The sequence below is a fragment of the Acidovorax sp. genome, assembly GCF_022763525.1.
Classification (GTDB): Bacteria; Pseudomonadota; Gammaproteobacteria; order Burkholderiales; family Burkholderiaceae_C; genus Acidovorax.
This window is the reverse complement of record NZ_JALEGG010000183.1, coordinates 1-10,008: the sequence shown is the minus strand read 5'-3', so window position 1 is coordinate 10,008 and position 10,008 is coordinate 1. Positions and strand designations below refer to the sequence as shown.

Genomic DNA, 10,008 nt, shown 5'->3' with positions numbered 1-10,008 from the left:
CCGATGGTAGCAAGGCAGGTCGTATGCCATGCCCGATTGCGATGGCGGCTTGTTGCATGAGCGTTTTGCACGCCGGCGGCGTGTACGCATCATTGCTGCTCAGTACCAACAACGCCTGCAGGAGACACACCACCCCATGGATTCCATTGCATCCCCCGCCGCACTGCAAGGCGTGCGCATCATCGAAATGGGCCAGCTCATCGCCGGGCCCTTCTGCGGCAAGACGCTGGGCGAGTTTGGCGCCGAGGTCATCAAGATCGAGGCTCCCGAGGGTGGTGACCCGCTGCGCAACTGGCGTCTGATCAAGGAGGGCACCTCCGTCTGGTGGCAAGTGCAGTCGCGCAACAAGCGCTCGGTGGCGCTCGACTTGCGGCAAAAGGAAGGCCAGGACATTGCCCGCCGCCTGATTGCCGAGGCCGATGTGCTGATCGAGAACTTCCGCCCCGGCACGCTGGAGGGTTGGGGCATGTCGCCGCAGGAGCTGCACGCGCTCAACCCCGGCCTGGTCATGCTGCGCATTTCGGGCTACGGCCAGACCGGCCCCTACCGCGACCTGCCGGGCTTTGGCGCGATCGGCGAAGCCATGGGCGGCCTGCGCCACCTGACGGGCGAGCCCGGCCGCGTGCCGGTGCGCGTGGGCGTCTCGATCGGCGACACGCTGGCCGCGCTGCATGGCGCCATCGGCGTGCTCACGGCGCTGTACCACCGCAAGGTCAACGGTGGCCAGGGTCAGGTGATTGACGTGGCGCTGCACGAGGCCGTGTTCAATGTGATGGAAAGCCTGATCCCCGAATACAGCGCCTTTGGCGCCGTGCGCGAGGCCGCAGGCAGCGCGCTGCCGGGCATTGCACCGAGCAACGCCTACCCTTGCACTGACGGCTGGGTGCTGGTGGCGGGCAATGGCGACAGCATCTTCAAGCGGCTGATGGAAGCCATCGGCCGGCCCGACCTGGGAGCGGCGCCTGACTTGGCAAACAACGCAGGCCGCGTCGCCCGCGTGGAAGAGATCGACGCTGCCATCGGCGCCTGGAGCGCGCAGCGCACCGTGCAGCAGGTGCTGGACGCCCTGGGCGCCGCCCGCGTGCCCGCTGGCAAGGTCTACACCGCCAAGGACATTGCCGAAGACCCGCACTACCGTGCCCGTGACATGCTGCTGACGCAGCATACGCGCGACGGCTACAGCGTGGAGGTGCCGGGCATCGTGCCCAAGCTCTCGGCCACTCCCGGCACCATCCGCAGTAGCGCGCCGCACCTGGGCGACGACACCGACGCCGTGCTGGCCGAAGCGGGGCTCACTGCCGAACAGATCGCGCTGCTGCGCAGCAAGGGAGTCATTCAATGAGCGCATCCCACGCGGTGTGGCAGGGCGCGGGCCGGCGCATCCACCTGCAGGAAGTCGGCCTGCGCGACGGCCTGCAAATGGAGGCGGCGTTCGTGCCCACGGCCGACAAGATCGCGCTGTGCAACGCGCTGTCGGCCACGGGCATGGCCAAGATCGAGGTGACCTCGTTCACCTCGCCCACGGCCATCCCGGCGCTGAAAGACGCCGAGATCGTGATGCGCGAGATCACGCGCCGCCCGGGCACCATCTACGCCGCGCTGGTGCCCAACTTGCGCGGGGCCGAGCGGGCCATCGAATCGCGCACGGACGAGCTGAACCTGGTGCTGTCCGTCAGCAGCACGCACAACATCGCCAACCTGCGCATGACGCAGGAGCAGTCGTTCGCAGCGCTGGCACAGGTGATTGCCATGGCGCAGGGCGCTGCGGTGGCTGTCAACGTGTCCCTCTCGTGCGTGTTCGGCTGCCCCATGGAGGGCGACGTGCCCGAGCCCGCCGTGTTCGAATGGGTGCAGCGCTTTGTGGACCAGGGCGTGCGCGGCATCACGCTGTGCGACACCACGGGCATGGCCTTTCCCACCCAGGTGCACCAGCTCACCGCGGCCGCCCGCGCGCGCTGGCCGGGCGTGGAGTTCACGCTGCACTTCCACAACACGCGCGGCATGGGGCTGGCCAATGTGCTGGCCGCCATCGACGCGGGTGCGGACCGGTTTGACGCCTCGCTGGGTGGCCTGGGCGGCTGCCCGTATGCGCCCGGCGCCAGCGGCAATGTGTGCAGCGAAGAGATCGCGCACGCACTGGGACTGATGGGCTACGACACCCGGATCGATCTGGAATTGCTGCTGGCCGCCGCGCGGCAACTGCCAGCCCTCGTCGGACACGACATTCCGAGCCAGATCGCCAAGGCGGGCCCGCGCCTGGCGCTGCACCCGGTGCCGGCGGATTTCGAGGCCATCCGTGCGCGGGCCCTGGCCCGTTGAACCCAGCCAGATCCATACAACGACAGGAGACAAACTATGACCAACGTACCTTCGGTATCCCGCCGCATGTTCACTGCCACTGTGCTGTGCTGCGCCACCTTGGCGGCGGGCGCGCAAGACAAGTATCCGTCCAAGCCCATCACCCTGGTGGTGCCCCAGGCCGCAGGCGGCGCCAATGACGCCATTGCACGCGTGGTGGCGCAAAAGCTCAGCGAGCAGCTGGGCCAGAGTGTGGTGGTGGACAACCGCCCCGGTGCGGGCGGTACGCTGGCGACCGCCGCCACCGCCCGTGCGCGCAATGACGGCTACACGCTGCTGCTGACGGCCGACAGTGCGCATGTGATCGGCCCCGCGCTGTACAAGAACCCGGGCTTTGACCCGGTGAAGGACTTCGCCCCCGTGGCGCCCATTGCCACCGCCGGCTACGTGCTGGTGGCGCACCCGTCCTTCCCGGGCAACACGGTGGCCGACCTGGTGTCGCTGGCCAAGGCCAGCCCCGGCAAGTACTCGATCGCCTCGGCGGGTAACGGCACGCTGAACCATCTGATCGGCGAGATGCTGCAAAAGGCCGCGGGCATCCAGCTGCAGCACATCCCCTACAAGGGCTCGGCGGCTGCGGCCACCGACGTGGTGGGCGGGCAGGTGCCGCTATCGGTGCAAAGCCTGCCCTCGGTCATTGCGTTCATCAAGGCCGGCAAGCTCAAGGTGCTGGGCGTGGTGAATGAAAAGCGCGTGGCCGCGCTGCCCGATGCGCCCACGATTGGCGAAACCCTGAAAGGCTTTGGCCAGGCGCCCTGGTACGCGCTGTTTGCCCCGGCCGGCACGCCCGCGCCCATCGTGGCGCAGCTGCAGGCCGAGGTGGCCCGCGCGCTGGAGCACAAGGACGTGCTCGACAAGCTGGCCGCCGTTGGCTGCGAGCCCTTCAAGGGCACTGCCGCGCAACTGGGCGCCTTGGTGCAGTCCGACCTGCCCAAGTGGAGCCGCGTGGTTAAGGAGACCGGCGCTACGGTGGACTGACCCGCCCAATTTCCTCTTCTCTTTCTCTTCTTCCCTTGCAACAACACCCACAACGGAGACAACGCGTGACCCTGAACCGCAAACATTTCAATGCCCTGGCCCTCGCTGCCCTGGCCGCAGGCCTGGTCGGCAATGCCGTCGCCCAAGCCGCCTACCCCAGCAAGACCGTGACCATGGTGGTGCCCACCGCCGCCGGCGGCACCACCGACCTGTCGGCCCGCATGCTCGCGCAGGCCCTGGGGCCGGTCCTGGGCCAGTCGGTGGTGGTGGACAACAAGGGCGGCGGCAACGGCAACATTGCCGCCAGCATCGTCAAGCGCGCCGAGGCGGACGGCCACACGCTGTTCATGCAGTACTCGGGCTACCACGTCATCTCGCCCCACATCACCAAGCAAAAGCAATGGGAGCAGGCTGACTTCCAGCCCGTGGCCAATGTCATCTCGGCCCCGCAGATCATCGTGGTGCGGGCCGACCTGCCCGTGAAGACGCTGCCAGAGCTGATCGCCTACGCCAAGGCCAACCCCGGCAAGCTCAACTACGCCTCGTCGGGCAACGGCTCGCTGCAGCACGTGACCGGCGCCATGCTGGAACAGCAGGGCGGCATCAAAATGGTGCACGTGCCCTACAAGGGCACCGGCCCCGCGCTGCAGGACCTGCTGGGCGGCCAGGTGGACCTGACCTTCGGCACCGCGCCGCCCTTCATGCCCCACATCGCCAGCGGCAAGCTGCGCGTGCTGGCCGTGACCGGCAAGGAGCGCCTGGCCAGCCTGCCCGACGCGCCCACCACGGCCGAGGCGGGCTACCCCAAGGTCGATGCCACCTCGTGGTTCGCCGTGTTCGCGCCCGCTGGCGTGCCCAAGCCGGTGGTGGACAAGCTCACGGCCGACATCCGCACCGTGGTGCAAAGCGCGGCCTTCAAGCACAAAGCGCAAGAGCAGGGCGCCACGGCCGACTACCAGAACCCGGCGCAGCTAGGCGACAAGGTGAAGGCGGACCTGGCCAATTGGGCGACGGTGGTCAAGGCCTCGAAGATCGAGGCGGAATAGGCATCAAAATGGCCTCCAGCGCTTGATGGATAAGCGCTGGAAGCTATGGTTTTAGGAGTTTGATGGCGCCGTGGTGCCTCGCGCCACAATACCCGCCATGTCCCATTCCGATGAACTCCTGGCGCAAGTGGCTGCGCTGCCCGCGCTGCCCGGCGTCTACCGCTATTTCGACGCCCAGGGCGCGCTGCTCTACGTGGGCAAGGCGCGGCACCTCAAGCGCCGCGTGTCCAGCTACTTCACCAAGAACCATGGCGGCACGCGCATCGGCCACATGGTCAGCAAGATCGCGCGCATGGAGACCACGGTGGTGCGCTCCGAGGCCGAGGCGCTGCTGCTGGAGAACAACCTCATCAAGACGTTGAACCCCAAGTTCAACATCCTGTTCCGCGACGACAAGAGCTATCCCTACCTCAAGATCACCGGCACGCCGGGCGCCCGCACGCGCGGCGAGGTGCCGGGGCAGGTCTTCCCGCGCATGGCGTATTACCGGGGCTCTGTGGACAAGAAGCACCGCTACTTCGGCCCGTACCCCAGCGCCTGGGCTGTCAAGGAATCCATCCAGCTGCTGCAAAAGGTGTTCCGGCTGCGCACGTGCGAAGACACGGTGTTTGCCAACCGCACGCGGCCCTGCCTGCTGTACCAGATCAAGCGCTGCACCGGTCCGTGTGTTGACCTGATCTCGCCGGAGGCCTACGCGGTTGACGTGCAGAACGCCGAGGCGATGCTGCGCGGGGAGACGCAAGAGCTGCTGCAGGCGCTGGAGCAGCGGATGATGGCGCACTCCGAAAAGCTCGAATTCGAGCAGGCCGCTGACGTGCGCAACCAGATCCAGGCGCTGTCGCGCGTGCTGCACCAGCAGTCCATCGAGACCGCGGACGACAAGGATGTGGACATTCTCGCCGTGCGGGTGCAGGGCGGCCGCGCCTGCGTGAACCTGGCCATGGTGCGCGGCGGGCGGCACCTGGGCGACCGGCCGTACTTTCCGGTGCATGTGGAAGACGCCGCGGCCGTGTTTGAGGAAGAGGGCGACGAGGCGCAAGCCGAGTGCAGCAGCAAGCCTGCCCGCCCGGTGGAGGTCCAGGTGCTGGAGGCCTTCATCGCCCAGCACTACATTGGCGTGCCCGTGCCCCCGGTGCTGGTAACCAGCGTGCCGGTGGACAAGGCGCTGATGGAGGCGTTGTCGGACCAGGCCGGCCTGCGCGTCAACGCCATCCACCAGCCGCGCGAGCAACGCCGCGCGTGGCTGGACATGGCGCAGAAGAACGCCGACCTGCAGCTGGCCCGCCTGCTGGCGGAGGAGGGCTCGCAGCAGGCCCGCACCCGCGCCCTGGCCGAGGCGCTGGACCTGCCGCCCGAGGACCTCGACCAGCTCACCATCGAGTGCTTCGACATCTCGCACACGGCGGGCGAATCCACGCAGGCATCCTGCGTGGTGTTCCACCACCACAAGATGCAAAGCAGCGAATACCGCCGCTACAAGATCGAAGGCATCACCGGCGGCGACGACTACGCCGCCATGCGCCAGGTGCTCACGCGCCGCTACAGCAAGGTGGCCGAGGCCGCGCGCGAGGCCGGCGGGATCGACTTTGCCGCGCCCCCGCCGCCCGATACCGAGGCGGCGGCAGGGGCGGTCAAACCCAAGGGCGTGGCGCGCCTGCCCGACCTGGTGCTGATCGACGGCGGCAAGGGGCAGGTCGCCGTGGCGCGCGAGGTGTTCACCGCGCTGGGGCTGGACCTCACGCGCATCGTCGGCGTCGAGAAAGGCGAGGGCCGCAAGGTGGGCCTGGAAGAACTGGTGTTTGCCGATGGCCGCGAGAAGATCTATCTGGGCAAGGACTCGGCCGCGCTGATGCTGGTGGCGCAGATCCGCGACGAGGCCCACCGCTTCGCCATCACCGGCATGCGCGCCGCGCGCGCCAAGGTGCGCGTGGGCGGCGGGCAGCTGGAGGAAATCCCGGGCGTGGGCCCCAAGAAGCGCGCGCGGCTGCTGCAGCGCTTTGGCGGCGTGCGCGGCGTGGCCGCGGCCAGTGTGGAGGACCTGGCCACCGTGGAGGGCATCTCGCATGACCTGGCCGAAGAGATTTACCGGGCCCTGCGCTGAAACGCTTTGATTCCAACCCCGGCTGCGCCCGCGCGCCGTGACACAATCGCCGCCATGTTCTGGACAATCCCCACCCTGATGACCTGGACGCGCATCGTCGCGATACCTTTGATCGTGGGGGTGTTCTATGCGCCGCTGGATCCCGCCACGCGCAATCTCATCGCCACGGTGATGTTCATCGTGTTCGCCGCCACCGACTGGCTGGACGGCTACCTGGCCCGCAAGCTCAACCAGACGTCGTCCTTCGGCGCCTTCCTGGACCCGGTGGCCGACAAGTTCCTGGTGTGCGCATCGCTGCTGGTGCTGGTGCACCTGCAGCGCGCCGACGTGTTCGTGGCGCTCATCATCATTGGCCGCGAGATCGCCATCTCGGCCCTGCGCGAATGGATGGCGCAGATCGGCGCGAGCAAGAGCGTGGCCGTCCACATGATCGGCAAAGTGAAGACCACGGTGCAGATGCTGGCGATTCCCTTTCTGCTGTTCGACGGCCTATTGTTCGGCGTGATCGACACGGGCGTGTGGGGCACGTGGCTCATCTGGGCCTCGGCTGTGCTCACGGTTTGGTCCATGGTGTATTACCTGCAGAAGGCGCTGCCCGAGATCAGAGCTCGCGTCAAATAGCGCTGGGCAGGCCGGCCTGTGCCGGCGTGCATTGTCAGAACTGAGGTGTCAATACGGAGTGCTGCCCATACGGCGCGTTTGAGACAAAAACACGCTGCAAGCCCTGTCACACCGTGAAATACGACTAGAATTCGACGCAACGCTGCGCCAAAACAGCGTGTTGTATTGACACCTGGAAACTCGATGGCTTTAATCTGATGCAGCAGCCACTGCTGTGTATGCCAGTCATTCCCCCGTCTGCTTTTTCCCCAGCCTATGGCTGCGCTTTCGGACGTGTGAAGACCAGATATCCACGAGACATTCCATCAACTCTTTTCCCGAGAGGCTTCTTGTGAACAAAACCGAACTGATTGAGCACATCGCTAACAACGCCGACATCTCCAAGGCCGCTGCTGCGCGTGCCCTGGAATCCACGATCGAGGCCGTCAAGAAGACCCTGAAGAAGGGCGGCACCGTTTCGCTCGTCGGTTTTGGTACGTTTGCGGTGGGCAAGCGCGCAGCTCGCACTGGCCGCAATCCCCGCACTGGTGCCACGATTAAAATCAAAGCTGCTAAAGTTCCAAAGTTCCGTCCTGGCAAGGCCTTGAAAGATGCCTTGAACTGAGGATCAGTTTAGGTGGGGTCCTTAGCTCAGTTGGTAGAGCGGCTCCTTTACACGGAGTAGGTCGGCGGTTCGAGACCGTCAGGACCCACCATCACCGAACAAAGGCGAACGCAAGTTCGCCTTTTGTTTTTTGCCTTCTGAAAGATCGACCATGTTTGAATCCATCCGCAAGCACTCCAAGATCGTCATGATCTTATTGTTCTTGCTGATCATTCCTTCGTTTGTGCTGGTGGGCATTGACAGCAACTATTTCTCCGAGAAGAGCCCGGTGGTTGCGCGCGTTGACGGCCACAAGATCAACCAAACCGAGTGGGACAACGCGCACCGCGCTGAAACCGACCGCATCCGCGCCCAGTCCCCCACGGTCGATCCTAAACTGCTGGATTCTCCTGCGGCCCGCTACGCCACGCTGGAGCGCCTGGTGCGCGACAGAGTCCTGGCCGCTGCAGCCCAGGACATGCACTTGGTGACCAGCGACGCGCGGCTGGCGCGAAGCCTGCAAGAGATTCCCGCCATTGCGGGGCTCAAGCGCCCCGACGGCACCTTGGATGCGGAGGCCTATCGTGCGCTGGTGGGCGCGCAAGGCTTGACGCCCGAGGGCTTTGAGTCCAACGTGCGTCGCGACCTGTCCATCAGCCAGGTGCTGGGCGGCGTGATGGGTACTGCGTTTGGCACCACTTCCCAAGTCAAGCTCGCACTGGACCCGCTGTACGAGCAGCGCGAAGTCCAGGTGGCGCGTTTCAAGTCTGCAGATTTTGCTGCCAAGGTGGTGCCCACGGATGCCGACCTGCAGGCTTACTACGAGGCAAATCCCGCGCAGTTTCTGCAGCAGGAGCAGGCCAGCGTGGAGTATGTGGTGCTGGATGTAGACAGCGTGCGCTCCGGCATCCAACTCAACGAAGATGACCTGCGCACCTACTACAAGGAAAACGTGGCGCGCATGGCCGGCAAGGAAGAGCGCCGCGCCAGCCACATTCTGATCAATGCACCCAAGGATGCTTCCGCTGCAGACCGGGAGAAAGCCAAGACCAAAGCCCAAGAACTGCTTGCGCAGGTCCGCAAGGCGCCTGCGACGTTTGCAGACGTCGCCAAGAAATCTTCTGACGACAAGGGTTCCGCCACGGCGGGCGGCGATCTGAGTTTCTTCGGCCGCGGAGCCATGGTCAAGCCGTTTGAAGATGCCGCCTTTGCCCTCAAGAAGGGCGAAATCAGCGATGTGGTAGAAACCGATTTCGGCTATCACATCATTCAGCTGACGGACATCAAGACCCCCCGTCAACCGTCGTTTGAAGAACTCCGGCCCACGCTGGAAGCCGAACTCAAGCAGCAACAAGCCCAGCGCAAGTTTGCTGAAGTGGCGGAGACGTTCTCGAACAGCGTGTACGAGCAGGCGGACAGCCTCGCGCCAGTGGCTGAAAAGCTCAAGCTGAAGGTGCAGACTGCCTCGGGGGTGACGCGCATGCCGCAGCCCGGGGCGACAGGGCCGTTGTCCAACCCGAAGTTCATTGAGGCGCTGTTTTCGCCGGACTCGCTGCAGAACAAGCGCAACACCGAGGCGGTTGAGATTGGCCCCAGCCAGATGGCTGCCGGCCGTGTAGTGCAATACGCGCCCGCCAAGAGATTGCCATTGGATGAGGTCCGTCCTCGTGTGCGTGAGCTGTATGTCGCGCAAAAAGCCTCGGAACTCGCTCGCAAGGAGGGCGAGGCCAAGCTGGCGGCTTGGAAGGCCGCGCCGGCATCTGCCAGTGGCTTGGGTGCTCCCGTGCAGGTATCACGCGAACAAGTCCAGGGTCTTCAGCGCACCGTGGTGGATGCCGCGCTCCAGGCCTCAACCGATACATTGCCTGCGTGGGCTGGTGTGGATCTGGGTGCGCAGGGCTACACGGTGGTCAAGGTCAACCGGGTGGTGCCTCGCCAGGCGCCTGATGAGGTGCGAGCTCGGCAGGAGCGTCAGCAGTACCTGCAATGGTGGACCGCCGCTGAAGGCCAGGCCTACTACGAGATGCTGAAGAAGCGGTTCAAGGCGGAGATCAAGGTACCTCGGCCTTCCGCTGCGACTACCGCTGCTGCAGAAAATTGAGCATCTTGCGTTGGAGCGGGGAAAACCCAGGCTATAATACAAAGCTACGGTGGCTGTAGCTCAGTTGGTAGAGTCCAGGATTGTGATTCCTGTTGTCGTGGGTTCGAGCCCCATCAGCCACCCCAAAGATTAAAAAGCGCTGCAACACCGTTGCAGCGCTTTTTTTATTTGCGGCTCCGTTAAAAATGGCGAAGCAGCTTGGCGAGCCACCGCATTGGCT

8 protein-coding genes and 2 tRNA genes are annotated in these 10,008 nt (G+C 65.2%); all 10 read left to right on the top strand.

The genetic code is table 11. The features are described 5' to 3' along the window. Positions 1-136: 136 nt before the first annotated feature. The 10 genes from MRY84_RS14135 (at position 137) to MRY84_RS14090 (ending at position 9,913) form a co-directional block, all read left to right on the top strand. Positions 137-1,342: a CoA transferase gene (locus MRY84_RS14135; protein ID WP_291506350.1), complete on the top strand. Its 1,206-nt coding sequence runs from the start codon at positions 137-139 to the stop codon at positions 1,340-1,342. Beyond that, positions 1,339-2,319 (top strand): hydroxymethylglutaryl-CoA lyase, encoded by a 981-nt coding sequence (locus MRY84_RS14130; protein ID WP_291506349.1) that lies wholly within the window; start codon positions 1,339-1,341, stop codon positions 2,317-2,319. Before MRY84_RS14135 ends, MRY84_RS14130 begins: the two co-directional genes overlap by 4 nt. A gap of 66 nt (positions 2,320-2,385) precedes the next feature. Then, positions 2,386-3,336: a tripartite tricarboxylate transporter substrate binding protein gene (locus MRY84_RS14125; protein ID WP_291506351.1), complete on the top strand. Its 951-nt coding sequence runs from the start codon at positions 2,386-2,388 to the stop codon at positions 3,334-3,336. 65 nt (positions 3,337-3,401) lie between these two features. Further along, on the top strand, positions 3,402-4,382 hold the full coding sequence (locus tag MRY84_RS14120) for a tripartite tricarboxylate transporter substrate binding protein (RefSeq protein WP_291506348.1): 981 nt from the start codon (positions 3,402-3,404) through the stop codon (positions 4,380-4,382). Positions 4,383-4,479: 97 nt separating this feature from the next. Then, entirely contained in the window at positions 4,480-6,483 is a 2,004-nt protein-coding gene (uvrC, locus tag MRY84_RS14115; RefSeq protein WP_291506347.1) for an excinuclease ABC subunit UvrC, read from the top strand. 54 nt (positions 6,484-6,537) lie between these two features. Continuing rightward, positions 6,538-7,104: a CDP-diacylglycerol--glycerol-3-phosphate 3-phosphatidyltransferase gene (gene pgsA / locus MRY84_RS14110; protein WP_291506346.1), complete on the top strand. Its 567-nt coding sequence runs from the start codon at positions 6,538-6,540 to the stop codon at positions 7,102-7,104. Between the two features lie 331 nt (positions 7,105-7,435). Then, positions 7,436-7,708: an HU family DNA-binding protein gene (locus MRY84_RS14105; RefSeq protein WP_011805814.1), complete on the top strand. Its 273-nt coding sequence runs from the start codon at positions 7,436-7,438 to the stop codon at positions 7,706-7,708. A 15-nt stretch (positions 7,709-7,723) separates the two neighbouring features. Then, positions 7,724-7,799, top strand: a tRNA-Val gene (locus MRY84_RS14100). Positions 7,800-7,859: 60 nt separating this feature from the next. Beyond that, on the top strand, positions 7,860-9,788 hold the full coding sequence (locus tag MRY84_RS14095; RefSeq protein ID WP_291506345.1) for a SurA N-terminal domain-containing protein: 1,929 nt from the start codon (positions 7,860-7,862) through the stop codon (positions 9,786-9,788). A gap of 49 nt (positions 9,789-9,837) precedes the next feature. After that, a tRNA-His gene (locus tag MRY84_RS14090) sits at positions 9,838-9,913 on the top strand. Positions 9,914-10,008 lie beyond the last annotated feature (95 nt).

Coding starts and splice junctions, on each gene's coding strand:
- MRY84_RS14135 (WP_291506350.1), top strand. CDS start 137: ATGGATTCCATTGCATCCCCCGCCGCACTGCAAGGCGTGCGCATCATC.
- MRY84_RS14130 (WP_291506349.1), top strand. CDS start 1,339: ATGAGCGCATCCCACGCGGTGTGGCAGGGCGCGGGCCGGCGCATCCAC.
- MRY84_RS14125 (WP_291506351.1), top strand. CDS start 2,386: ATGTTCACTGCCACTGTGCTGTGCTGCGCCACCTTGGCGGCGGGCGCG.
- uvrC (WP_291506347.1), top strand. CDS start 4,480: ATGTCCCATTCCGATGAACTCCTGGCGCAAGTGGCTGCGCTGCCCGCG.
- pgsA (WP_291506346.1), top strand. CDS start 6,538: ATGTTCTGGACAATCCCCACCCTGATGACCTGGACGCGCATCGTCGCG.
- MRY84_RS14095 (WP_291506345.1), top strand. CDS start 7,860: ATGTTTGAATCCATCCGCAAGCACTCCAAGATCGTCATGATCTTATTG.